Raw genomic sequence first — 24,103 nt, 5'->3', positions numbered from 1 at the left:
TGAGCAGTGTTTTCAAGCAGAGATAAATTTACCACAAAAGACAAATTTTATTTTCATTGGTAGAGGTGATTCGTCATTATTTAAGGATTATAAGAGAGTGTATCTTTCATTTAAGGTTAAATGATGTTGAACTAAATAGCTGTTTCAAATATAAGATCACTGTGAGGAAACTTTCACCAGACAATATGTCAGGTACATATTCAAGTTATTGGGTGTATCAGTGGATGACTTAGCAAGAGTGACTTTGATGGTTCATGATGGGCTAATCCTGAATATAAAAAGAAAAAATAAAGCTTACATAAAGATCCGGTACCGGAGTCCGGTGCGTTTTATGCGCGCATCCGTCATGAGCGCTACCTGAACGGCCAGACGCAGACCCGTGCCATCACCAGCTGTCCGGTGCTCGCGCCGGGTCAGGTGCTGAAGGTGACCGGCGGCTATGAGGTGGCGGAGGTCTTTGCTCAGGGCGTGGTCATCACGGCGATGCACAGCCACGCCCGGCGTGACGAAGACTTCAGGGTGAGCGTTGAGGGCATCCCGGACAGCGATGATTTTAGCTTCCGCCCTGAACCCGGCACCCGCCCGGTGATGGCCGGCACGCTGCCGGCGCGCGTCACCAGCACCACGGAAAATGACACCTACGGACATATCGACAAAGACGGCCGCTACCGCGTCAGCATGCTGTTTGACCGGGACAGCTGGGATACGGGCTTTGAGAGCCTGTGGGTGCGGCAGTCCCGCCCGTACGCCGGGGACACTTACGGCCTGCACCTGCCGCTGCTGGCGGGCACCGAGGTGGCGATTGGCTTTGAGGACGGCAACCCGGACAGGCCGTACATCTTAGGCGTGCTGCATGACTCGGCGCACGGTGACCACGTCACTATTCGCAACTATAAGCGCAACGTGCTGCGCACGCCGGCGAACAACAAAATCCGCCTCGACGATGAGCGCGGGAAAGAGTACATCAAGGTCAGCACCGAGTACGGCGGCAAGAGCCAGCTGAACCTGGGTCATCTGGTTGACGCGGAGAAGCAACAGCGCGGCGAGGGTTTTGAGCTCCGGACCGACAGCCGGGGCGCAATACGGGCGCATAAGGGGCTGTTTATCTCGGCGGACGGTCAGGCGAAGGCGCAGGGCCAGGTGCTGGAGATGGGGCCGGCGGTCAGCAATCTGGGTGATGCCCGGGAACAGATGACATCCATCTCAGGTGACGCGCAGAAGGCGACCGCGAACCCGGCCGATCTCCAGGCACAGATCAAACTACTGGAACAGCAACTGACGGACCTCAAAAAATCGGTGCTGTTGCTCAGCGCGCCGGATGGTGTGGCGCTGACCAGCGGACAACATCTGCAGGTATCTGCTGGTCAGAACCTGATAGCCACTGCTGGTAAAAATGCAGACGTCAGCGTGGTGAAAAATCTGTTTATCGGGGTGGGGAATGCCCTGAGCGTCTTTGTCCGCAAGCTGGGGATCAAGCTGATCGCGAACCAGGGGCCGGTGAGGATCCAGGCACAGAATGACCTGATGGAACTGGTGGCGCGTAAAGAAATCAGCATTGTCAGCACGGAGGATGAGATCCAAATAACGGCAGCAAAGAGTATCACGTTAAATGCCGGGGGCAGTTATATCACACTAGACGGCGGCAGGATTGAACTGGCGACGACTGGCGATTATAACACCCGTGCGGGACGTTATGTGCGTATGGATGCCGCCAGTGATGTAAAAACCATTGCCACGCCACCTGGCAAGGTGAGCGACCTGTTTAATGAACAGTTCCGTATCACTGAGGCAGATAAAGTCACACCGCGCGCTGGCGTTCCCTATACCATCAGCAGTGCGTCCGGGCAGGTATGGGAGGGAATAACGGACAAAGACGGCATGACGGAGCGGGTAGTTACCCGTACTGCTGAAAAACTTTCACTGAAGTTTTAAGGAGCAAGGAGCCACAAAATGGATAACGCACAGAACGCGGGAACCACTAATACCACCCCGGACAGCCTCGTCCAGGTGGTTGCCACCCCGGAGAATACGACCTGGATTACGCCGGCGGATAATGCGGAATTTACTTTAAATGCTGATGCCACGATTCCGGAGATTGTTTTTGAATTCAGTACGGAAGCTACTGGCCCTTATCAATGGTCTTGGGCAATTAGCTGGAATGCCAAAAAGAGTGGCCTGAGGGAAAGAGCTCGGGAAAACACCGTATTACGAACGTATTCGGATGCCGGTGAGTTTTGTTCGACTGAAAAAAAATGGACGGTAAATTTTGGTGAAGGAAAAGTACTGGGGGGAGAGCTGGTTGTTTCGGTCAAGGTTGGTGAGTTGACCATTAAGCGTAATATTAAAATAAAAGGCCAGAATCCGGCTGTTGCAGATCTGCACGCTTTTATTGATACTCTTGAAAACTCATCCGGGCTTGAAAAACTGCTGGCTCACGAAAGCTACAATAAGCAATTTATTAATCGTGATGGTGAACCTGTTGTGTCCTTTGACCAGGGCTATGGTATGGCTCAAATGACAAATCCGGCTCCGGACTACACCACAACCTGGAGCTGGAAGGAAAATGTTAAAGCCGGACGCGACCTGTTCCAGACTAAGCGGGAGCAGGCGATACGTCATCTCAGCCAGCACGGAACCTATACGGACGAAATGGTAGAGCGGGAAGCAATCGCTTTGTGGAACGGGGGATACTATTACAAATGGGATGACACGACAAGCGCTTGGGTACGTAAATACAACCACCTGTGTGACAGTACCACCGGAAATATTGGCTGGAATATGAATAATCCTGCGAATGCTGCTCAGACTGAAGAACAACTACATAACCGTGATCAGCCAACCTACGCTTCTGGCGCTGCAGGGCAGTCTACGGAGCATAGATGGGTTTATTCAGGATTGTGTTATGCCGATAAAGTTTATGGACAATAAATACATGAAAAATACTTCACTCCTTGTTTTTTTTCTTGGCGCAGCACTGAATGCCTCTGCGTCAGAAATCAAAGAAATATTTAACCGTCAGCAACCGTTAACGATTGAAGGTGTAACGATTACACCTCAAAAAGAACTGGCATCACTATATAGTGACGGGAGGCTGCATACCGTAGGTAACAGACAATATTTCCTTTTAATTAATGGGTTCCCCTCACGCCCGGGGAACCCTACCGCCCAGTGCGGGGCTGGGCAGGAAATGTATGCCGATATTTACCAGGTTGAAGCTAAAAAAGCGACCAGGGTACAACGTATAATGGTTGTCAGTTGCTGGCGTTCACTGGAATTAAATAGCTGGCAGAAGCAGGATGATTTCTCATCGATTACATGGAATAAGGATGGGGTTACGTTTGACTGGATTGTGCCGCCTAAATTTACCAACCTTCGCGCGCAACTGAATCTTAATACTGTTTCACCTGAACTGGTCTTTACACCCTAATTATGCCGGTAAATCTTAAAATTATTCCCCCCGCAGCTTGGCGCCCGGCCCCCATCCGTTTCGGCTACTGGTTATCGGCTCTGGCGGCGCTGACTGTTGTGGCTGCAATAGCGGGTCTGGCCTTTTATCGGCAGGGTGAGGGTACAAAATTCTGGATACTCCTTCCTGCGGCCATCATGCTGGTCTGGTTACTGGTGTTTGTTCTGCGATTGCTGTTCTGGCTGTTTCAACACAATAATGCTGATGGCTGGGACAGAATGCGCGAAAAAACATTACTGTGGGAAACCCGACGGGGCCGCCGGGCGCTCCAGATCCTGCATATAAGCGTGGATATTCCGTTACCAGAGGAACCGGGACAGAATCCGGTGACATTGTTAATGGAAGGGCCCTCAATACTTAAAAGCCAGCCTGGTCGCGGTCAGGAAGTCTTTTATTTACATACATTTTTCCCAACTCCTCTGATGGGAGGGGAGAGTGATGATTCACTGGAGCCCGAACAACAGGATCTGATGGTGTTTCAGGCCCGGCTTCAGAAGCTGCTGGCTGATGTTGCAATCGCACTCGCACCGTTTTCACCGAAACAAACGCTCGCGGTGCTGTTTGAGGCTGACACCTCTATTTTACCACGTCGTTTCATCCCGGCCTGGCACGACAGCCTGAAGGAGGCCGACATTGCACAGCCGATTGAATATGTTGATGGCCACGGTGCGCAGTTTATTGATGAGTGGCTTGATAACCGCATCAATGACAAATCACTGCTGCTCGTCATTGCTGCTCAGGTCGCACCTGAAATACGTCAGGGAAGTGCGGAGGCAGTGGTGGCGTTGCTGTTGGGCAATAGGCTTACACAGAACAGGGTACCGCCGCTGGCGTGGTTACACCGCCCGGAACGGACCGAACCACAATTGCTCGACGAAGGCATAACGCAGGCAGCTGACTGGGTACCCCTGGAGGCTAGGCAGATTAAAAACCTCTGGCTCAGTGGTCTGACGGTAGAGGAGGCTTCCGCCGTTATCCCGGCGATGGCGCTACCGCTTCTTTCCGGCGTACCGTCACCGGCAGGCCGGCATAACACCGATCTTATCATAGGACATGCCGGCTGCGTGTCCGTGTGGTTGGCCACAGCCATGGCGACACTTGCTGCGCAGCAGACCGGCTCCGCACAACTAGCTATCAGCGCCGATCATGGCTCTGGGACACTATGGATACAGGCCATTACCCCCGCGTGAGTCCGAGGTTAAACAGGGAGCGTAAATCATGAAATATATTTTCCGCCTGCTTCGCAGCAGGTTATTCCTATGGATTTTCATCACGTTTTTAATGGCTGGGGCGCGCGCTCTGTGCTGGCTTTTCTGGCGTCACTCTGATGCGCTGGGTCTGGTGGTTGGTACGGACACTGGCAGACGGGACTGTTTGTGGCTACCGGATTGTGGCTACCGCAGACACGCATGAAAGAAAAAAAGTGAGGACAACGCAATGGCGGTTGGACATTTTTTGTTTCAGGACGACAAGACAAGCTGCGGTGGGGTGATCACAGAAGGAATGCCCGATCACATGCATTTCGGGCGATTGCAGGCCTGCGAGGAGCACAGTGTAACCTGCGGTAAGCATCCAGGTCTTTTTAAAATCATGGGGGGCTTACCTGACGATTTTATTCATGGTCGCCGTATTGCCGGTACGCTGCATAGCAGAAGTACTTGCCCGTGCCGGGCTGAGTTTATTCCGTCGATATACACCGACACCTATGAATTTATTCCCCAACAGAGCAAAGGCGGCAATAGCTAAGCCGATCCGGATAATCCTGTCATTGTTGGGCTTCCGGTATTCGCAAAGTCCTGCCTGAGGCCTGTGGGTTATACAGACGCCGGTACGCATGAAGTACCTTAATTATTTTCTGGGGATGCAGATAACGCTGCACTCTGCCTTGCCGTGGCAGGTGTCAAACAATCAATATAACAACCGGCATACCATTTACTGGATGCCGTGAACACAAATATGGAAAGGTCTGGAATATGGTTGTATCCCCTGAGACTTCCGCTAAGGAGGGCGAGGTATGAGGCGATTCCTCTCACTGTTTAAGAAACCGGAAATTGTATTCTGGCTTGTGATGTTAATTGCGCTGGCCGGTAGTATTGCTGTTCTGGGTATCGTTTACTGGCATCCTGAAAAATTACAGCTCATCAGGGATACTTCTGCCTGGTATGCCTGGCTGAGCGGTTCTGTGGCAGCTGGCATTGCTCTGGCCGTGATTGAAATATTTCTGTTCTTTGGCGCGCACGCTGAGGGTAAGCACAGCTTCAACAAAGAGCTGCAAAATGCGCAGGGTGATGATGTTAAGATGTCACCAAAGGAAGAAATTACTCCCGTATCTGCTGTAATGACGATCAGTCAACAGATTCGTACCCACCTTCGCCGACGCTACACTCTTTACTGGCGTCGTAAAACCCGCCTGCTGCTAATCACTGGCGATGAGGCGGCAATCGAACAACTGGCACCTGGCCTGAAGGAAAGTCAGTGGCTTGAAGGCAACCGTACCGTGCTGATTTTTGGCGGCAGCCTGAAGGAAGAGCCGGACAGCGAAAAATACACCGCGCTGCGTAAACTGCGTCGCGGGCGCCCGCTGGACGGTATTGTACGCGTCATGCCTGAGTCGCTTAACCTGACACCACAAATCAGTGACAACGATTTACGCGGGCTGGAAAAAATCAGTGAATTGCTGCGCTATTCCGCACCGGTCTGGCTGTGGCAACTGTGCAGCAGCGACTGGTCGCAGTCGAAGCGTCCTGAGCAGGCGGTAGGGGCAAGCTTTCCACTGCGCGCCAAAGCAGACGATATTTCCCGACAACTTGAACAGATGCTGCCTGCACTGCGAGCGCAGGGTGTCGATCAGGTTATCGAGAACAACAGCCACGATTTCCTGCTACGCCTTGGCCAGCATCTCAGCGACGGCGGTATCGCCCGCTGGGCTCAGCAACTGGTGCCGTGGCTCTCTGTCACCCAGCAGCGTGTTCCGCTGCGTGGCCTGATGTTCAGCCTGCCGGAGAATAAACCTGCAGGCATATCTGAGAATGGCGTAGCCTTTAATCCCACTTCTGCTGACACAGAGAGATTCCGCGCGGAATCACAACGGCATGCACTGACTCTGCCGGTGATCTGGCAGGGTATTGTTGATGACTGCACCCGTATACGTGGCCGCCGTGTCGGAATAGCGTGGGAACAAACACTCGCCTGGACACTGATGATCATTATCGGTGTCTGGGGAGCGGGGACACTGCTGTCATTTGCGGTAAACCGTCTGCAGATAGTGGCTGTTGCTGAACAGGCTCATGCCCTGGTAGAGCATCCTTCCGTATCGGATTACCAACTGACAGCGCTGCATAACCTGCGTAATGATGCTGGCCGCCTGCAACACCGTATTCAGGAAGGCGCGCCCTGGTATCAGCGCTTCGGCCTTGACCATAACCCGCAGCTGCTTGCCGCAATGCTGCCCTGGTATGGTGTGGCGAACAACCGCCTGATACGCGATCCGGCAGCTGCTGCCCTGACGCAAAAGCTTAGCGTGCTGGCAAACTCTGCACCTGGCAGCGACCAGCGAGCACAACTGGCTAAACCGGGTTATGACCAGTTGAAAGCCTGGCTGATGATGGCCCGTCCGGATAAAGCCGACGGCCCATTTTACGCACAGACCATGAAAGCCGTGCAGCCGACGCACATGGGTATCTCAACGGGCCTGTGGCAAAGTCTCTCACCGGATCTGTGGGCCTTCTATATCACCGAACTGCCACGGCAGCCCCAGTGGAAAATCGTCCCGGATGCCTCTCTGCTCAGTCAGAGCCGTCAGGTGCTGCTGGCGCAGATTGGCCGTCGCAACGCAGAAAGCACCCTATATGAAAACATGCTCAAATCGGTACGTCGTAACTTCGCGGATATCTCTCTCGAAGACATGACCAGTGGCACCGATGCCCGGCGACTGTTCACTACCGATGAGGTGGTCCCCGGCATGTTCACCCGTCAGGCATGGCAGGGTGGAATTCAGCAGGCAATCGAGAAAGCAGCGAATTCACGCCGCGATGAGATTGACTGGGTATTAAGTGATTCCGGCAAAGCCGTTTCGGCCGACCTGTCGCCGGAAGCGCTGAAGGCGCGTCTGACCCAGCGTTATTTCGCTGATTTTGCCGGTAACTGGCTGAGCTTCCTGAACAGCCTGCACTGGAACCCAGCGCACAATATTGCCGATGTCACCGACCAGCTGACGCTGATGAGTGATGTACGCCAGTCGCCGCTGATTGCGCTGATGAATACGCTGGCGTGGCAGGGACAGACCGGCGAGCAGCGAGCCGGCCTGTCCGATTCAATTATCAAATCCGCAAAAGAACTGGTCGGCAGTCAGGAGAAACCGGTGATCGACCAGAGCGCGGCCGGTCCGCAAGGACCGCTGGATGACACCTTTGGGCCGCTGCTGGCGCTGATGGGGAAAAACAAAGCCAGCAATGTCATGTCAGCTGACAGCACGCTGAGCCTGCAGACCTGGCTGACCCGCATCACCCGTGTACGTCTTCGCCTGCAGCAGGTAGCCAATTCATCGGATCCGCAGGAGAGCATGCAGACCCTGGCCCAGACCGTCTTCCAGGGCAAAAGCGTGGATCTGACGGATACCCAGCAGTACGGCAGCCTTGTCGCTGCCAGCCTGGGGGAAGAGTGGAGCGGTTTTGGCAACACGATGTTTGTTCAGCCGCTGACTCAGGCCTGGGAAACGGTTCTGCAGCCCTCGGCTGCCAGCCTGAATGACCGCTGGAGCCGCTCGGTGGTCGCGAACTGGCACACGGCCTTTGACGGACGCTTCCCGTTTGCGATGAGCAAGAGTGATGCTTCTCTGCCGATGCTGGCCGAGTTTATTCGTAAGGATAGTGGCCGCATCGACCGGTTCCTCAGCACGCAGCTCAACGGCGTGCTCCACAAAGAGGGGAGTCAGTGGGTGCCGGACAATTCACACAGTCAGGGCCTGACCTTTAATCCGGCTTTCCTCAGAGCAGTTAACCAGCTGAGTCAGCTGTCGGATATTTTATTTACCGATGGCAGTCAGGGGATCAGTTTTGAGTTGCAGCCACGTCCCGCGGCAGAAGTTACAGAGACTCAACTGACCATTGACGGACAAAAATTGCATTACTTTAACCAGATGGCCGACTGGCAATCTTTGCGCTGGCCGGGTGATACCTTCAGGCCAGGCACTATGCTGACCTGGACTACTGTCAACGCCGGTGCGCGCCTGTTCGGGGACTACAGCGGGACCTGGGGCTTTATTCGCTGGCTGGATCAGAGCAAACGGCGGCAACTTGACCGCAGTCAATGGATGCTGAGTTTTAGTGCCTCTGACGGCAGAACGCTGCAGTGGGTACTGAGATCGCAGCTAGGCAACGGACCGCTGGCGCTACTTTCACTGCGCAACTTCAGCCTGCCGGACCAGATATTCAGTCTGGATACCCCGGTCACCTCACAGGCTCCGGTTGATACAGATTATTCAGCCATGGAAGGAGTGGAATAATGGCGACATTACAAAATTTACTTCAGGCGATGGGCGCTGATGAGAAGACGTTACTGGAGAGTGCCAGGTCGCGCTGTGCTGAATGGGAACGCTGGCTGGAGCCTGTTAGCGACGATGCGCCTACCGGAGAGGACCCAGGCTACGATGACGATTTCCAGCGCATCCGTGAAGAGGTCAACAAACTTTCCGGCATTGATACCGGGCTGATATGCCAGTTGGCGGAAAAGCTGCTGACCGGCTGCTGCAAGGATCTGCGCGTTATTACTTTCTATGTCTGGGCGCGCCTGCATCAGGATGGTGAGTCCGGACTGGCACAGGGGATTGAACTGCTGGCGGCAATGCTTGAGCGGTTCGGTGCCCGGCTGCATCCGTTACGCGACCGGAGCCGCAAATCAGCTCTGGAGTGGCTGGGTAGCGGCCGCTTAATTGATAGCCTTTCCTTATATCCGGAAGTGGATTTGTCGGTGATGCAGCGCATCACAGCAGGCCTGCTACTTTCGGAGCAGGCTTTTCAATGGTTTGATGAAGATGCCCGTCCCGAACTCGGCGGACTGTATCAGGCACTGGACAACCGGCTGGTACAGAACGGCGGTGCCAACAGTCTGGTGCCTCAGACCAGCCGTGAGGATAGCGCGACAGCCGTGTCAGTAACTTCTGCGCCAGTAATGAACGCTGTTACATCCGGGCGTGATTTGCTAGATCAGGCGAAAGTGCTGGCGAAATATCTTCGCGATCAGCCTGGAGGCTGGCTGGCCGGGCATCATCTGTTGAAAAGTGTCCGCTGGGATACGTTGACCGAACTGCCGCCGCTGGATGCGACGGGGCGTACGCGTCTGGTTCCACCTAAGCCAGACAGCAGGGCTCACCTCAAGCGACTCTACCTGCAAAAAAGTTGGTCTGAATTGCTGGAGCATACAGACACGTTGCTGGCGCAGGGCGTCAATCATCTGTGGCTGGATGTGCAGTGGTACGCCTGTCAGGCACTGGCAAAACTCGATAGCGATAGGGTGCGCGCAGATATTCTCTGCCGTGATCTCAAAGGTTTGCTGGCCCGCCTTCCTGGGCTGGAAGCACTGGCTTTCAGTGACGGAACACCCTTTGCTGACGAGGTGACGCTGAACTGGATAAACGAAAGCGTACTGGATGATATGGCTGGCTGGAAAGAGGGGACGGTATCAGTCGTTGCTGTGGGCAGCGATGATGTGCTGGCACTGGAGCCTGAAGTGTTAACAAAAGCCGATACAGAAGGATTTGAAGCCGCGCTTAACTGGCTTCAGGTTCAGTCGGGTTACACTTCTTCCCGTAACCAGTGGCTGATGCGTCTGCTGATGGCCCGGGTGAGCGAGCAGTACGGAAAAAATGAAATGGCACTGCACCTGCTGGGTGAGCTCGACTCCGGTGCCCGCGAACTCACGCTTAAGCAGTGGAAGCCTGAGCTGATATTTGAAGTCAAAGCTCGCCGGCTAAAACTGCTGCGGGGCAAAGCCGCACGCAGCGAAGCTGATAAAACGCGTCTGCAGCCTGAAATGGACATGCTGCTATCCGGGCTTATCTCACTGGATCCTGCTCGGGCCGCGGTGCTGTGCGGCTGAGTACCTCTCAACGGAAAACAGAGTGCTATGGCAGAAGGTAACCCTGCGGTGGTGGGGTATCTTTCTGTATTAACAGGCATTGCTTAGTGAGGGAAGCCCGCTGCAATGGTGTTCCTTCAGGCCAGCAGTCACCCGCCAGATAGCAGGCTGTTCTCTTCGAAACCAGCATTAACGATCCTTCACATCATCTGGTGCCTTCATTGGGGCTGGATTTTTCTTCACCGCTCAACAAGCAGTAATCAACACACAGACATAATTATGGATGACTTAACCCTGCGTTATTACGACGCTGAAATGCGCTACCTGCTTGAAGCAGGCGAAGAGTTTGCCCGTGCTCATCCGGAGCAGGCTGCAATGCTCAATCTCGATAAAGCGGGTGCGCGCGACCCGTACGTGGAGCGCCTGTTTGAAGGCTTTGCCTTTTTGATGGGACGACTGCGTGAAAAGCTGGATGATGACCTGCCAGAACTGACCGAAGGGTTGGTCAGCCTGCTGTGGCCGCATTATCTGCGCACTATTCCGTCGATGTCGGTAGTGGAGTTCACGCCGGACTGGCGCGAAATGAAAGAGCCGATGCGTATCGCTAAAGGCTTCGAAGTCCTTTCCCGACCAATCGGTGAAAAAGGCACGCGCTGCCGCTACAGCAGTACGAAGGCGATCAATCTTCAGCCACTGTCACTGGAACGCGCCCGGTTGTCGACCGATCCTGATGGCCGCTCTGTTATCTCGCTGCGCTTTCATTGCAGCAAACTGGCGGACTGGAGCCGTATCGATCTCAGCCATATTCCATTCTATTTCAATGCGGATGCACCGCTGGCCTGCGCCATGCACGAAGCCTTCACCATGAATGTGTCCCGGATGTGGCTGCGGATGCCGGGTGAGCCGGACAGAAGGGGGCTGGAGGGGCGTTTCACCGCGCTCGGGTTTGACGATGACGATACCCTCTGGCCGAAGGGCAACAGCAGCTTTAGTGGCTATCAACTGCTGCTGGAGTACTTTACCTTCCGCGAGAAATTCATGTTCACCGGGCTGCGCGGGCTGGAGAGCGTAGCATGGCCATCGGATCTTCCCTGGTTTGAAATCGACGTGGTGCTGGCGGAACGCTGGGAGCATGACTTCAGCTTTACCGAGAAGCACCTGCGTCTTAACTGCGTGCCGGTGATTAATCTGTTCCCACTGGAATCGGATCCGCTGACGCTGAACTCGCTGCAGACGGAATATATGCTGCGCCCGATGCGCGTACAGGATGGTCACACGGAAATTTACGCCGTCGACTCAGTAACGTCCTCCAGTCAGCAGACTTATGTGCCGTTCTCCAGTTTTCGTCATAAAGGCGGGATGATGCGCCACGAAGCGCCTGAGTATTACTACCACACTCGCGTTCGCCGCGGTCCGTCCGGATTACATAATACCTGGCTGATTCTTGGGGGCGAAGCCTTTGACAATCATACGGTACCGGAAGACGAAAGCCTGTCGCTGACACTGACCGGCACTCACGGCCAGTTACCGCGCCGCGCGCTGCAAAGTACAGTTCTTGATACGGTAATGAAAACCACCTCAGCCAGTATCGCCGTCCGCAACCTTTGCGCGCCAACGCTGCCCTGTTATCCGCCAGCACAGGACCGTTTCCACTGGCGTGTGCTAAGTCATCTCGGCAGTGGTTTTCTTCCGATGATGGATAATGCTGACGTACTGCGCGGCACCCTGGCGCTGTATGAGTGGACCGACAGTGAGATGAACCGCCGCCGTCTGGAAGCCATTATCGATGTGAAGCACAGCGAAACTGAGCGCTTCGAACAGGGTTACCTGGTGCGCGGCGTCCAGATTGACGTGACGCTGGACAGCCACGGCTTTGCCGGGCGTGGTGACATCTGCCTGTTTGGCGAGATGCTGAGCCGCTTCTTTGCACTCTATACCGACATCTATCTGTTTAACCGTCTGATTATTACCCTGCAACCGACCGGAGAACGCCTGGAATGGGAAGAGAAGCACAACCGCCGCATTCCCGGCTGACCCCGCGGCTGGAAGCCGAACTTCACCGTATTAACTTTTATCGTTTCTGTCAGCTGCTGGAGAAGCGTCATCCGGGCAGTCCGCTGCTCGGTTCTACCAGCCATCCGGCTGATGACCCGGTGCGCTTTGTGCCTTATCCGGGGATGGGTTTTCCGGTCAGTGAGCTTAAATCTGTTGAATACGACGAAGACGATGAGAGTAAACCGCCACGCATCCGCACTACGTTTATGGGGATGTACGGCGTCGACTCACCGTTGCCGACCGCCTATCTCGATGATATTACGCAACGCCGGGAAGGGCATGAGGCGCTGCAGGGCTTCCTCGATATTTTCAGCCATCGCATCCTGACGCAGTTTTACCGTATCTGGCGTAAGTACTCTTACCCGGCGACCTTCGAGCCCGGCGGGACCGACAGCATCTCACAATCGCTGCTGGGCCTGGTGGGTCTGGGGATTCCAGGCACCGCAGAGCATATTGCTACGCCGGTATCTCGCTTTTTGTCGCTGCTTGGGGTGCTGCAGCAGCCCGGAAAAACTCAGCAGGGGATGCAGGCGCTGGTCAGCCTGCTGGCACCTGAAACCCGGGTACAGGTCAGCCCGTACTCTCTGCGTCCGGTGGAGATTACCCGGCCGCTTGGCTTTTACGGTGATGAAGACTTTCTGCTGGATGGCAATACGCCGCTTGGCGACGAGGCGATGGATGCGAACAGTCAGCTAATGATTGCGCTGTTCACCGATGACGAGCAGGAATCGCAGGGCTGGAAGCCAGATGGCCTGCTGTATCAGGATTTTCTGGTCATGCTGCGGGTCTATCTGGGCTGGCGCTTTAAAGCAAAAATCACCCTGACCACGCAGACTCGTCTGCTGGCCGTTCCGCCGCTTGGCGAGGGGCCTTTCTGGCTTGGGATGAACGGCGTACTGGGTGCCGATCAGGAGACACTGACAGACGATATCCCGCAGACTTTCACCACGGAACTGGGCTGCTACAGTGGCCTGCAGCCCGCAATATTACAACAAGGAAACCGACGTGTTACGTATAAATTTGACTAAGGCGGCATGCTGGCTGCCCATATTGCTGGCCCTGAGCCTGACGGGCTGTGGCCTGACACAACGCGTCAGTGACGGGACCAAATCGGCCTTCACCGCAGTGTTCTATAAGAAGATCAAAGTGCTGCATCTCGATTTCACCGCGCGTGAAGCGCTGAATACCGATGAACGAGAGAGCAACTCTCTGTCTGAGTCGCTTGTGGTGAGAATTTATCAGCTCAGGGATCGTAAAACCTTCGATAAGACGGTGTACCAGCAACTGCTGAAGGAAGGAGAAACGGTGCTGGCCGCAGATCTGTTGTCCACCCGTGATGTGGTGATTAAACCGGGTGGTGACGTGCAGCTTGATATGCCGATGGAAGAGGCGGCGAAATATGTGGGCGTGGCGGGATTGTTCCGCCATCCCGATCAGGTGAAAAACAGATGGAAGCTGACGATTGAGCGTGAAGCGCTTGATCCCGACAAGGCCAGGGTGATTGAGGCCGGGAATAACTCTCTGACGCTGATCGCGGTGAAGGATAAATAATGCCCCAGAACCACAAGACGCCCTCGCTGTATGAGATGCTCGCCGGAAATTTCTCCGGTGGCCTCGATTTACATCAGGTCAGTGAAGAAAACCAGGTGATCATGTCCGTACTCGACAACATGCAGCGCGTCCTGAACTGTCGTGCCGGGACGCTGGCTCATCTTCCTGACTATGGTTTGCCGGACATGACCAAAATTCTCCAGGGAATGCCGGGTACGGCACATGAACTGATGGGAACGCTGTCGGCGGTATTGCTCAAATATGAGCCACGTCTGAAAAGCATTAATGTCGTGCTGCTCGACCAGGTCATTCCGGGAGAGTTACGTTATGCCATCGATGCTGAACTGAAAGGTGTTGGACTGGTTCGCTACGGTACTGAGTTTATGCCAGAAGGACGGGTGCTCATCAGGCATATGAAACAGCAGCACTATCTTGAGCCTCGGGCGTCAACATACTGACCTGAGTCACCACGATTTTTCCTCCCTGAGTTTATCTTCATGACCAATTTCTCTGACCGCCGGGTAAAAACCGGCAGCGATCCGCGCAGGCTTCCTGATTACGCCGCACTGCGCAATGAACTGGCTAAACTCTCGCATCCGGCCCGTCCCGATGTGAACTGGCAGTCTGTCGAAAAACGCTGTGATGCATTGTTTGAGCAGAATGGCGTGGAGTTGCAGTCGGCGGCCTGGTATACGCTGGCGCGTACGCATCTGGCCGGACTTTCCGGCTTGAATGAAGGCCTGTCGTTACTGGAAACCCTGATCACCCATCAGTGGGACGCGCTCTGGCCGCAGCCTGTGGCGGTAAGGATGGAAATTCTGTGCAGCCTCAGTCAGCGGATGCAACAGCTGCTGCGCACCTTCTCGCCCAGCGACAGCGACTACAGCGCGCTCAATCTTGCTGAGCAGCAGCTGACTCGTCTGATAAGCGCGCTACAGCGACGGGAGCTTACCCCTTTGAGCCCGCTGAATGCTTTGCTCAGCCTGATACACCATAGTGCCGTCAGGCTGGAGAGGAGTGACAGCGCCGCGGCGCCAGTCGTTGAAAATGATTCTGAGGTAGTCCTTACCAGCACCGGGATTTCAGTGGCTCCCTCACCAGAAACGACCCGGTCGGCCAATGAGGTGAAATGGATTTATCTGGTGCCGCCGGAACCCCAGCCTGCGACGAACCCGCAGCTCCCGCCGCCTGCTGCTGCAACGTTATGGCAGCCGTTTGCGCTGGGAATGTTGGCCATGCTGGTGCTAGCCAGCGTCGCGCTGTGGAGCTGGAACCTTTTTCAGCGTCCGGACCCGCTGCAGACACCACTTGCTTCATCACTGTCAGCGTTACCTTCGGTACTCTCACCGATGCAGCTGGAGGCGCTTCGTCAGCAGGGCCCGCTCTCTGACGCGCTATTTACCGCGACACAGCAGCAGCTTACCCGTCTCAGCCAGTTACCGCCGGACTGGGCAACGGATTACAGCCGTCAGCTGATGAAACAGGCTCAGGTGCTGTGGCCGGAAAAATCGCGTCAACTGACACAACAGTGGCAGCAGCAGGTTAACGCCGCGGCTTTACCTGCCGATACGATGAATGGATGGCATCAGGGCATGACGGAATTGCAGACTCTGGCGGACAAATTAAATGCTCTGGATGAAAAGCGAGGCAGATATCTGACGGTCAGCGAGCTTAAATCAGCGGTCTTCAGCATGATGACGCATTTTCGGCAGACGATACCCGTAGAGGAACAGTTGCGGCTCATTCGTCAGCTACCAGATGATTCACCTGCCAGGCAGCAGCAGATCGAGCAAGCCGGGCAGCATCTGCGTGCACAGGCCTATGCGCTGATGAAGGAGAAAGAAAAAGAGACCACGGCAGCTTCATTCTGATCTCGCTTTCCGCTGATGAGTGGATTCAGCAATGATCGCTTCCGCTTACAACACAGCTGGCCGCGCCGGTCAGCAGTGTTGATGCCATCAGTGCGATACCGCTGCCCGCTATGATCTGAAAACAACAGATTGATCTTCCGGCAGATCCCTTAACCCGTTACCAGGCTGAGTTAAAGTGCAGCAGATGGCAGCCAGCACTTCATCGCCCCCTTTCAAAGGGTGCTCCATAGCTTCTGAAAACAAAAATCCACGCCATGGCGTGGATTTTATCGGGTATGTTGCGCTGCATCAGGTTCAGTGAAACCCCATGTGACAACAGAAACCAATCAGACGTTAAACAGGAAGTTCATCACGTCGCCATCTTTGACGATGTACTCTTTCCCTTCAGAACGCATCTTGCCGGCTTCTTTCGCGCCTTGCTCGCCTTTATAAGCGATAAAGTCTTCAAAGGCGATGGTCTGTGCACGGATGAAGCCTTTCTCGAAGTCGGTATGGATTTTACCGGCTGCCTGAGGAGCCGTAGCGCCTACCGGGATGGTCCAGGCACGCACTTCTTTCACGCCTGCGGTGAAGTAAGTCTGCAGGTTCAGCAGGGAGTAACCGGCACGGATCACACGGTTCAGGCCTGGCTCTTCCAGTCCCAGTTCCGCCATGAACTCATCACGATCTTCATCTTCCAGCTCAGCGATATCTGATTCCACCGCAGCACACACCGGCACCACCACGGAACCTTCCGCTTCGGCGATGGCACGCACCTGATCAAGGTAAGGGTTGTTCTCAAAACCGTCTTCATTGACGTTAGCGATGTACATGGTCGGCTTCAGCGTCAGGAAGCTCAGATAGCGAATTGCCGCTTTCTCATCAGCATCCAGATCCAGCGAACGCAGCATACCGGCTTCAGAGAGATGCGGCAGGCACTTCTCCAGCGCAGCCAGTTCGGCTTTCGCGTCTTTATCGCCGCCTTTGGCTTTCTTCTGCACGCGCTGAATCGCACGTTCGCAGGTATCGAGATCGGAGAGCGCCAGTTCGGTGTTGATGACGTCAATATCTTCAGCCGGGTTTACTTTGCCCGCAACGTGAATGATGTTGTCGTTCTCAAAGCAGCGCACCACGTGACCGATCGCTTCGGTTTCACGGATGTTGGTCAGGAACTGGTTACCCAGTCCTTCACCTTTTGACGCGCCTTTTACCAGGCCAGCGATGTCGACGAATTCCATGGTCGTAGGCACCACGCGCTGCGGTTTAACAATCTCAGACAGCTGATCGAGACGCAGGTCAGGCATCGGCACCACGCCAGTGTTGGGCTCAATGGTGCAGAAGGGGAAGTTAGCCGCTTCGATACCCGCTTTAGTCAGCGCGTTAAACAGCGTGGATTTACCGACGTTCGGCAGGCCGACGATACCGCATTTGAATCCCATGGTTTGATACCCTTTATAACTGGATGGACAGCCCGCCCGGCGGCGCACTGTCGGAGACGAAATGAAAATTTTCGCGCATTATACACAGAATCGCGACGATTCGGGCGATTAAGCAGGCTTGAAAGCGTGCAGCCGGTTCATCGCCTTGATGCGATCTTCTTTCAGCCACAGTTCGGTGCAGCGCACCGCTTCATCAATGGCGTCATCAATCAGTTTCTGCTCACTGGCGGGCGGTTTGCCCAGCACAAATCCGGTTACCTTATTGCGATCGCCCGGATGACCGATGCCGATGCGCAGACGGTGGAAGTTATTGTTGTTGCCTAGCTTACTGATGATGTCCTTCAGCCCATTATGGCCACCATGCCCGCCGCCTTGCTTAAACTTCGCTACGCCTGGCGGCAAGTCGAGTTCATCGTGGGCCACCAGAATCTCTTCCGGTGCAATGCGATAGAAGGTCGCCATTGCGGCCACCGCTTTGCCGCTCAGGTTCATAAAAGTGGTCGGCACCAGCAAGCGCACATCTTCTCCGGCGATCGCCAGACGGGCGGTATAGCCGAAGAATTTACCTTCCTCTTTCAGTGACTGATTGTGGCGCTCAGCCAGTAAATCCAGATACCAGGCACCGGCATTATGGCGCGTGGCGGCATATTCAGCGCCGGGATTGGCAAGACCCACAATCAGTTTAATGCTGCTCACAATGAATATCCTGCTGTTATTGCCAAAGGGCGTTAGTTTACTTCGCCGCAGGCGAGATGACAAAGCGCATACCGTTAAAGTGATTCAGAACGGTGATTAATCATTTTTCATCTAAATCAATAAGCTGCAATCAGATCCAGTCACAAGTTTATGGCGGTTGTGTGATCCGGCCCGCAACGTTGCCGTCAGCCATTGCCTAAACTTATGGCAACTTAACATTGTGTGCGGTTTTAATCGGCTCATAAGGATGGAGGTGCAACATGAAACATCAACATTGTCGCGTCGCGGGTAATAGTTTGATGGTACTGGGATTACTCACAATGGTACTGGGTGTTGGCTATTCAATTATCAACCAGTTACCGTCGCTTCATCTGCCACAGTTTCTGGCGCACGGTGCGATGTTCAGTATTTTTATCGGCGCGTTGCTGTGGCTGGTCGGCGCACGCGTCAGCGGTCGTGAAAAAGTGGAAGATCGTTATTACTGGCTGCGTCATTACGACAAACGCTGCCGTCGGTCTCATCACACCCATCACTAACGGATGGCTGCCGATATCGGTTGCTGTTCAGTACGATTTCTGCCGCTGGCTTTGGCGCGATAAAGCGCCTCATCGGCCAGCGCCAGTAAATCCTCAAAGCGGTGCTGGCGATGGGTCGCTGTGGCAAATCCAATGCTGACCGTATAGTCTACGGAGCTGGGTTGTGACTGACTGGTCGCCAAACGAATCGCTTCACACCAGGCCTGTGCTTCCTCTGCACCGGCCGGAATAATCGCTGCAAACTCCTCACCGCCCAGTCGGGCAAAACGTCCTTCTACCGGGATCAGTCCGGTTACTAACTGGCAAAAGTCGATCAAAATCTGGTCGCCCTGATGGTGTCCATAACGGTCATTGACGCTTTTAATGTGATCGAGATCGAACAGCACCGCAGTAAACGGGCGGTTCTGCCGATGGCAGCGCGCCACGATTTTCTCCGCCTCAAGGAACAGCGCCCGCCGGTTCCAGACGCTGGTCAGCGGATCGTGCAGTGAGGCGTATTTGTAGGCGATCTGGGTGCGCTCATTGACCATCGCCAGAATGGTGAAGGTCAGGCCGATGACAAACAGAATCGATTCCAGAATCACATAAACCGAAAAGTCAGACCCGCCAATCGCACCGTGCAGGCGGGTCGGTATCGCCTTGTCCAGCAGCATCCGCGCCAGATGAAACAGCAGATGGATCCACAGCAGCAGCTGCGCGGGCCAGAAGGTGACTTTCAGCGAATCACGGGCCAGCCATAACAACTGGATCAGCGCCGCCGTGTATGCAACACAGGCGATGCACAGCACCAGCACCCGCTTGGGTAAGCTGTAGTAGAACGCTGGAAAACAGCAGAGGATCGCCCAGAGCAGTGCGCCCAGCAGCCAGCCGGTGCCGATCTTTTTACCGCAGAATAAGCGAAAGGCATTGAGTAAGCCGCCATAGGCCAGCATCACCAGCACATTGCCGGCGGCAACCGGCAGAAACTGCATTCCGCTGCTGCGTAAACTGCTAAAAAACACCGCCACCAGGGTAAAAACAAGCGACAGACAGGTAAAACCCAGCACGCGATCGTATTGCGATCCCATCCAGGCAAAAACCATGATGATGCTTAAAAAACCCAACACGTAGAGCTCACAAATAAATAGCGTATAGATATCCAGAGTCATAGTGGTGGCGTTGTGATGAAAAGTGCGCAGCAAATTATCACTTAACCGTCTGGGGCAGAAGTGAGGAATGCGGCGTTTTACTAAAAGAGTGGGTGGCGTTGAAAATAATCGATTTCGGGGAAATTTATCGCGGGAATAGCACTAAAGGCAGCGAGTTAATCGGGCCGTCGCACACATGAAAAAAACCGGGCATGAAGCCCGGTTTCGCGAAGATTAATGCTCGAACATCGCCGAGATTGACTCTTCGTTACTGATGCGGCGAATCGCTTCAGCCAGCATGCCAGACAAAGTCAGGGTGCGCACATTCGGCAGTGACTTCATCTCTTCAGACAGCGGAATGGTATCGCAGACAATCACCTGGTCGATCACCGACTTACGCAGGTTTTCAACCGCGTTGCCTGAGAAGATCGGGTGCGTTGCGTAAGCAAATACGCGCTTCGCACCGCGCTCTTTCAACGCTTCAGCCGCTTTACACAGCGTGCCGCCGGTGTCGATCATGTCGTCGACCAGCACGCAGTCGCGGCCAGCAACGTCACCAATAATGTGCATCACCTGAGAAACGTTCGCGCGCGGGCGGCGTTTATCGATGATTGCCATATCGGTGTCGTTCAGCAGTTTAGCGATAGCACGGGCACGTACTACGCCACCAATATCGGGAGAAACAACAATCGGGTTTTCCAGACCAATCTGCAGCATGTCTTCCAGCAGAATCGGGCTGCCAAATACGTTATCAACCGGGACGTCGAAGAAGCCCTGGATCTGCTCGGCGTGCAGGTCAACCGTCAGAACACGGTCAACACCGACGCTGGAAAGGAAGTCTGCCACTACTTTAGCGGTAATAGGTACACGCGCGGAGCGCACGCGGCGATCCTGACGGGCATAACCAAAGTAGGGGATGACTGCGGTAATACGACCAGCAGAAGCACGACGCAGCGCGTCGACCATCACAACCAGTTCCATCAGATTATCGTTGGTGGGAGCACAGGTGGACTGGATGATGAAAATATCACCACCGCGTACATTTTCGTTAATCTGTACGCTCACTTCACCGTCACTGAAACGACCAACGGCGGCGTCTCCCAGACTGGTGTAAAGGCGGTTGGCAATACGTTGTGCTAGTTCCGGGGTGGCGTTACCAGCAAATAGCTTCATATCAGGCACGAGAAGAACCTCAGGCTTTGCGTCCAGAGAATGAACGGCACGACAGTAACCGGCGAATACGGTCATGGGCGTTCACACGGGTGTGTTGATGCGAAACGTGCAGTGTCTGGAACGGGGTGACACTGTCACGCATTCGCTAATCGCCTCGCAGGGCACGCTGTAGCGGCGAAACATTTACGCCTCGGGCTACAAATCCGCGCACCCCATTCGGGGCAAGTTCCAGCACCTGACGAGCAGCAGACTCGGTGTCAAATTCAGCAAACACACAAGCGCCAGTGCCAGTCAGGCGCGACGGCGCGTATTCTAGCAGCCAGGAAACAAGCTCTTCAACCTCGCGAAAACGTTTTCTTACCACTGCTTCACAATCATTAGCGAAGGGTGAGGATAAAAGCGTCGCTAAACTGCGCACCGGCGTGTCTCGCGTCAGCGCGGGGTCGTTGAAGACTGCCGGGGTGCTGATACTCACGCCGGGATGGGCGACAAGATACCACTTTTCTTCCGGCTCTGCGGGCTGAAGTTGTTCACCGACACCCTGAGCAAAGGCGGCGAAGCCTTTTACGAACACCGGAACGTCGGCACCGAGCTGCACGCCAATGGCCGCCAGCTCATCCGGCGTCAGGCCGGTTTGCCACAGATGATTGAGCGCCACCAGCACGGTTGCCGCGTTGGATGAGCCGCCGCCGAGACCACCACCCATCGGCAAACGCTTCTCAATGGCAATCTGCGCGCCAGCCTGGGCGGGCAGCGTCTGCTTCGCCTGTGCCGCCTGTTTTAAGCGTTCGGCCGCCCGGACGATCAGGTTATCCGCCTCGGCCACGCCTGCGACCGGCGTCAGCAGCTGGATGCGATCGCTCTGATCGACCGTAATCTGCAACCTGTCGCCATAATCGAGAAACTGAAACAGCGTCTGCAGGTTGTGATAGCCGTCGGGACGACGGCCGGTGATGTAGAGAAAAAGGTTCAGTTTTGCCGGTGATGGCCAGTAGGTGATCATTGAACGGTCCAGCTGTCCATACGCAGTTTAATCCGCTGATCGCCTTCTTTCAGCTCCAGACTGGCGGGCAGCGGCGGCGTCACTTTGCTGTCGTAACCGGCAATCGACACCTGCCAGCTCTGGCCATCACGGCTGTAGTTCAGGCTGCGCAGCTGGTAGTTCTCATTAAGCTGATAGTCGGTGGCTTCGCCTGGCAGACCCATCATCCACTGACGCAGGTTAGCCAGCGGAATGTTCATCCCGGTCAGCTGCGAAATCATCTTCTGCGCGTCGTTGCTGACGTAGCGTTTGCCTTTGTTGTCAACGATCTGCACCACTGTACCCTGGGCATCCAGCTGCAACTCGGTGCTGCCGAGCGGATTGGTCAGCAACAGGCGATAACGATCGGGCGCGGTCTGCTGCCAGTTAAAGCGTGCGTAGACTTTTTGCTTGTCAGAAAGGTAAGCAAAAGCGCCGCGCGTCTGATAATGCGTGACTTTCGATACTGCCTGCTGATGCTGTTGCCACTGTGGCGCAGTTACGCTGGGGCCCGGACCTTGCGGTTTGTTCACGCTACAGGCAGCCAGCAATACGCTGGCAAGGGGCAAAATGCGCAACAGAGTGCGTGGTGAATAAAGCATCAAGTGGTCATCTCCTCAGACACGTTTATAATTCGTAACGGATAACGCTAACCATCCGTATTTAAGCCGTCAATGCTGTTATGCAGCAAATTGAGCACGATCAGGTTAATCTTATTACAGTCATAGGCTTTGTATGGCTTTTCTTGATCTGTCGCATCTTGTAGAATGCGCCTCACAAAACCCTGACATTATTGGGACATCCCAACCGAAACCACCATGACGCTGCTCGCTCTCGGAATCAATCACAAAACTGCCCCCATTGCTCTGCGCGAACGTGTCTCGTTCGGGCCGGAGACGCTTGAGCAGGCGCTGAACAGCCTGTTATCACAGCCAATGGTGCAGAGCGGCGTGGTGCTGTCGACCTGTAACCGGACCGAACTCTACCTCAGTGTAGAGCAGCAGGCTGATTTGCAGGCGCGTCTGGTACGCTGGTTATGCGACTATCATCAGCTCGATGAAGAAGACGTACGCAACAGCCTTTACTGGCATCAGGATAACGAGGCGGTCAGCCACCTGATGCGTGTCGCCAGCGGGCTCGATTCGCTGGTGCTGGGTGAACCGCAGATTCTCGGCCAGGTGAAGAAAGCCTTTGCCGACTCCTCGCGCGGCCAGGCGCTGAGCAGCGAACTGGAACGCATGTTCCAGAAAACCTTCTCTGTCGCCAAGCGGGTGCGGACCGAAACTGATATCGGTGCCAATGCCGTCTCGGTGGCGTTTGCCGCCTGTACCCTGGCGCGTCAGATTTTTGAATCGCTCTCTTCCGTCAACGTGCTGCTGGTCGGTGCCGGTGAAACCATTGAGCTGGTGGCGCGCCATCTGCGCGAGCATCAGGTCAAAAAACTCATCATCGCTAACCGCACTCGCGAGCGGGCGGAAACCCTGGCGAACGAAGTCGGGGCCGATGTCATCAGCCTGGCGGAGATTGATGCCCGCCTGGCCGAAGCTGACATTATCATCTCTTCCACCGCCAGTCCGTTGCCGATTATTGGCAAAGGCATGATGGAGCGCGCGCTGAAGGCACGTCGTAATAAGCCGATGCTGCTGGTGGATATCGCCGTTCCGCGCGATGTCGAGCCGGAAGTGGGCAAGCTGCCGAATGCCTATCTCTATAGCGTCGATGACCTGCAGGCGATTATCGAGCAGAATCTGGCGCAGCGCAAAGCCGCGGCAGTGCAGGCCGAGAGCATCGTGGTGCAGGAGAGCGGCGAATTTATGGCGTGGCTGCGTTCTCAGGGCGCGGTCAACACCATTCGTGAATACCGCTCTCAGGCGGACGAGATCCGTGCTGAGCTGGAAGGCCGCGCGCTGCAGGCGCTGCAACAGGGTGCCGACCCACAAAAAGTGATGCAGGAACTGGCACACAAGCTGACCAACCGTTTAATTCACGCACCAACCAAATCGCTTCAGCAGGCCGCCCGCGACGGCGATAATGAACGCCTGCAGATTTTACGCGACAGCCTGGGTCTCGAGTAGGCACCAGGCTGCTGCCACCTGTTACGGGAATCCCATATTT

At 55.0% G+C, this 24,103-nt stretch carries 18 protein-coding genes and 2 pseudogenes; 14 read left to right on the top strand and 6 right to left on the bottom strand.

The window, feature by feature from the left end; all coding sequences use genetic code 11:
• Positions 1–300: 300 nt before the first annotated feature.
• From LZU96_RS12020 to LZU96_RS11965, 12 genes and pseudogenes are all read left to right on the top strand, one after another.
• Positions 301–1,932: pseudogene (locus LZU96_RS12020) on the top strand (DUF2345 domain-containing protein); the annotation flags it as partial.
• Positions 1,933–1,950: 18 nt separating this feature from the next.
• Positions 1,951–2,928, top strand: a complete 978-nt coding sequence (locus tag LZU96_RS12015; protein ID WP_233984547.1) for a hypothetical protein — start codon at positions 1,951–1,953, stop codon at positions 2,926–2,928.
• Entirely contained in the window at positions 2,903–3,427 is a 525-nt protein-coding gene (locus LZU96_RS12010) for a hypothetical protein (protein ID WP_233984546.1), read from the top strand. The genes LZU96_RS12015 and LZU96_RS12010 overlap by 26 nt, the downstream gene beginning before the upstream one ends.
• A gap of 2 nt (positions 3,428–3,429) precedes the next feature.
• A complete protein-coding gene (locus tag LZU96_RS12005) occupies positions 3,430–4,656 on the top strand; it encodes a hypothetical protein (protein ID WP_233984545.1) in 1,227 nt (408 codons plus the stop codon).
• Between the two features lie 247 nt (positions 4,657–4,903).
• Positions 4,904–5,176: pseudogene (locus LZU96_RS12000) on the top strand (PAAR domain-containing protein); the annotation flags it as partial.
• A 304-nt stretch (positions 5,177–5,480) separates the two neighbouring features.
• Complete coding sequence (locus tag LZU96_RS11995; protein WP_233984544.1) at positions 5,481–8,969, top strand: ImcF-related family protein; 3,489 nt, start codon at positions 5,481–5,483, stop codon at positions 8,967–8,969.
• Positions 8,969–10,561, top strand: coding sequence for a type VI secretion system protein TssA (gene tssA / locus LZU96_RS11990; protein WP_233984543.1), 1,593 nt, complete (start codon positions 8,969–8,971; stop codon positions 10,559–10,561). The genes LZU96_RS11995 and tssA overlap by 1 nt, the downstream gene beginning before the upstream one ends.
• Positions 10,562–10,819: 258 nt before the next feature.
• Positions 10,820–12,574: a type VI secretion system baseplate subunit TssF gene (tssF, locus tag LZU96_RS11985; protein ID WP_233984542.1), complete on the top strand. Its 1,755-nt coding sequence runs from the start codon at positions 10,820–10,822 to the stop codon at positions 12,572–12,574.
• Positions 12,538–13,623 carry a type VI secretion system baseplate subunit TssG gene (gene tssG, locus LZU96_RS11980; protein WP_233984541.1) on the top strand — a complete coding sequence of 362 codons (1,086 nt, stop codon included), beginning with the start codon at positions 12,538–12,540 and terminating at the stop codon, positions 13,621–13,623. Before tssF ends, tssG begins: the two co-directional genes overlap by 37 nt.
• The gene (gene tssJ / locus LZU96_RS11975; protein WP_233984540.1) at positions 13,601–14,146 is read left to right on the top strand and encodes a type VI secretion system lipoprotein TssJ; all 546 of its coding nucleotides are present in this window, start codon (positions 13,601–13,603) and stop codon (positions 14,144–14,146) included. Before tssG ends, tssJ begins: the two co-directional genes overlap by 23 nt.
• Entirely contained in the window at positions 14,146–14,604 is a 459-nt protein-coding gene (tssE, locus tag LZU96_RS11970; RefSeq protein WP_233984539.1) for a type VI secretion system baseplate subunit TssE, read from the top strand. Before tssJ ends, tssE begins: the two co-directional genes overlap by 1 nt.
• A 39-nt stretch (positions 14,605–14,643) precedes the next feature.
• Positions 14,644–16,017 carry a VasL domain-containing protein gene (locus LZU96_RS11965; RefSeq protein WP_233984538.1) on the top strand — a complete coding sequence of 458 codons (1,374 nt, stop codon included), beginning with the start codon at positions 14,644–14,646 and terminating at the stop codon, positions 16,015–16,017.
• A gap of 326 nt (positions 16,018–16,343) precedes the next feature.
• Here the strand turns inward: LZU96_RS11965 and ychF are convergent, their stop codons facing one another.
• Together ychF and pth are read right to left on the bottom strand one after the other, a co-directional pair.
• A complete protein-coding gene (gene ychF, locus LZU96_RS11960; protein ID WP_031375312.1) occupies positions 16,344–17,435 on the bottom strand; it encodes a redox-regulated ATPase YchF in 1,092 nt (363 codons plus the stop codon).
• A gap of 108 nt (positions 17,436–17,543) precedes the next feature.
• On the bottom strand, positions 17,544–18,131 hold the full coding sequence (gene pth / locus LZU96_RS11955; RefSeq protein WP_233984537.1) for an aminoacyl-tRNA hydrolase: 588 nt from the start codon (positions 18,129–18,131) through the stop codon (positions 17,544–17,546).
• 260 nt (positions 18,132–18,391) lie between these two features.
• Here pth and ychH point away from each other — a divergent pair, with 260 nt between their 5' ends.
• Complete coding sequence (ychH, locus tag LZU96_RS11950; protein ID WP_031375314.1) at positions 18,392–18,667, top strand: stress-induced protein YchH; 276 nt, start codon at positions 18,392–18,394, stop codon at positions 18,665–18,667.
• Here ychH and LZU96_RS11945 read toward each other — a convergent pair.
• From LZU96_RS11945 to lolB, 4 genes are all read right to left on the bottom strand, one after another.
• A complete protein-coding gene (locus LZU96_RS11945) occupies positions 18,664–19,815 on the bottom strand; it encodes a GGDEF domain-containing protein (RefSeq protein WP_233988191.1) in 1,152 nt (383 codons plus the stop codon). The two genes, ychH and LZU96_RS11945, sit on opposite strands and share 4 nt — an antisense overlap.
• Before the next feature lie 213 nt (positions 19,816–20,028).
• A complete protein-coding gene (gene prs / locus LZU96_RS11940; RefSeq protein WP_006118899.1) occupies positions 20,029–20,976 on the bottom strand; it encodes a ribose-phosphate diphosphokinase in 948 nt (315 codons plus the stop codon).
• A gap of 136 nt (positions 20,977–21,112) precedes the next feature.
• Positions 21,113–21,970, bottom strand: a complete 858-nt coding sequence (gene ispE, locus LZU96_RS11935; RefSeq protein ID WP_233984536.1) for a 4-(cytidine 5'-diphospho)-2-C-methyl-D-erythritol kinase — start codon at positions 21,968–21,970, stop codon at positions 21,113–21,115.
• Entirely contained in the window at positions 21,967–22,590 is a 624-nt protein-coding gene (gene lolB, locus LZU96_RS11930) for a lipoprotein insertase outer membrane protein LolB (protein ID WP_094121776.1), read from the bottom strand. The genes ispE and lolB overlap by 4 nt, the downstream gene beginning before the upstream one ends.
• A 216-nt stretch (positions 22,591–22,806) precedes the next feature.
• Here lolB and hemA point away from each other — a divergent pair, with 216 nt between their 5' ends.
• A complete protein-coding gene (gene hemA, locus LZU96_RS11925) occupies positions 22,807–24,063 on the top strand; it encodes a glutamyl-tRNA reductase (protein ID WP_233984535.1) in 1,257 nt (418 codons plus the stop codon).
• Positions 24,064–24,103: the final 40 nt, after the last annotated feature.

Origin of the sequence: Pantoea agglomerans, assembly GCF_021397715.1 — a bacterium.
Lineage (GTDB): Bacteria > Pseudomonadota > Gammaproteobacteria > Enterobacterales > Enterobacteriaceae > Pantoea > Pantoea astica.
Note: the sequence above shows the minus strand (reverse complement) of the source record. Positions and strands in the feature narration are given on the sequence as shown.

What these genes read in the sequence shown, in the direction of transcription:
- LZU96_RS12015 (WP_233984547.1), top strand. Translation starts at nt 1,951, where the DNA reads ATGGATAACGCACAGAACGCGGGAACCACTAATACCACCCCGGACAGC.
- LZU96_RS12010 (WP_233984546.1), top strand. Translation starts at nt 2,903, where the DNA reads ATGCCGATAAAGTTTATGGACAATAAATACATGAAAAATACTTCACTC.
- LZU96_RS12005 (WP_233984545.1), top strand. Translation starts at nt 3,430, where the DNA reads ATGCCGGTAAATCTTAAAATTATTCCCCCCGCAGCTTGGCGCCCGGCC.
- LZU96_RS11995 (WP_233984544.1), top strand. Translation starts at nt 5,481, where the DNA reads ATGAGGCGATTCCTCTCACTGTTTAAGAAACCGGAAATTGTATTCTGG.
- tssA (WP_233984543.1), top strand. Translation starts at nt 8,969, where the DNA reads ATGGCGACATTACAAAATTTACTTCAGGCGATGGGCGCTGATGAGAAG.
- tssF (WP_233984542.1), top strand. Translation starts at nt 10,820, where the DNA reads ATGGATGACTTAACCCTGCGTTATTACGACGCTGAAATGCGCTACCTG.
- tssG (WP_233984541.1), top strand. Translation starts at nt 12,538, where the DNA reads ATGGGAAGAGAAGCACAACCGCCGCATTCCCGGCTGACCCCGCGGCTG.
- tssE (WP_233984539.1), top strand. Translation starts at nt 14,146, where the DNA reads ATGCCCCAGAACCACAAGACGCCCTCGCTGTATGAGATGCTCGCCGGA.
- LZU96_RS11965 (WP_233984538.1), top strand. Translation starts at nt 14,644, where the DNA reads ATGACCAATTTCTCTGACCGCCGGGTAAAAACCGGCAGCGATCCGCGC.
- ychF (WP_031375312.1), bottom strand. Translation starts at nt 17,435, where the DNA reads ATGGGATTCAAATGCGGTATCGTCGGCCTGCCGAACGTCGGTAAATCC.
- ychH (WP_031375314.1), top strand. Translation starts at nt 18,392, where the DNA reads ATGAAACATCAACATTGTCGCGTCGCGGGTAATAGTTTGATGGTACTG.
- LZU96_RS11945 (WP_233988191.1), bottom strand. Translation starts at nt 19,815, where the DNA reads ATGACTCTGGATATCTATACGCTATTTATTTGTGAGCTCTACGTGTTG.
- ispE (WP_233984536.1), bottom strand. Translation starts at nt 21,970, where the DNA reads ATGATCACCTACTGGCCATCACCGGCAAAACTGAACCTTTTTCTCTAC.
- lolB (WP_094121776.1), bottom strand. Translation starts at nt 22,590, where the DNA reads ATGCTTTATTCACCACGCACTCTGTTGCGCATTTTGCCCCTTGCCAGC.
- hemA (WP_233984535.1), top strand. Translation starts at nt 22,807, where the DNA reads ATGACGCTGCTCGCTCTCGGAATCAATCACAAAACTGCCCCCATTGCT.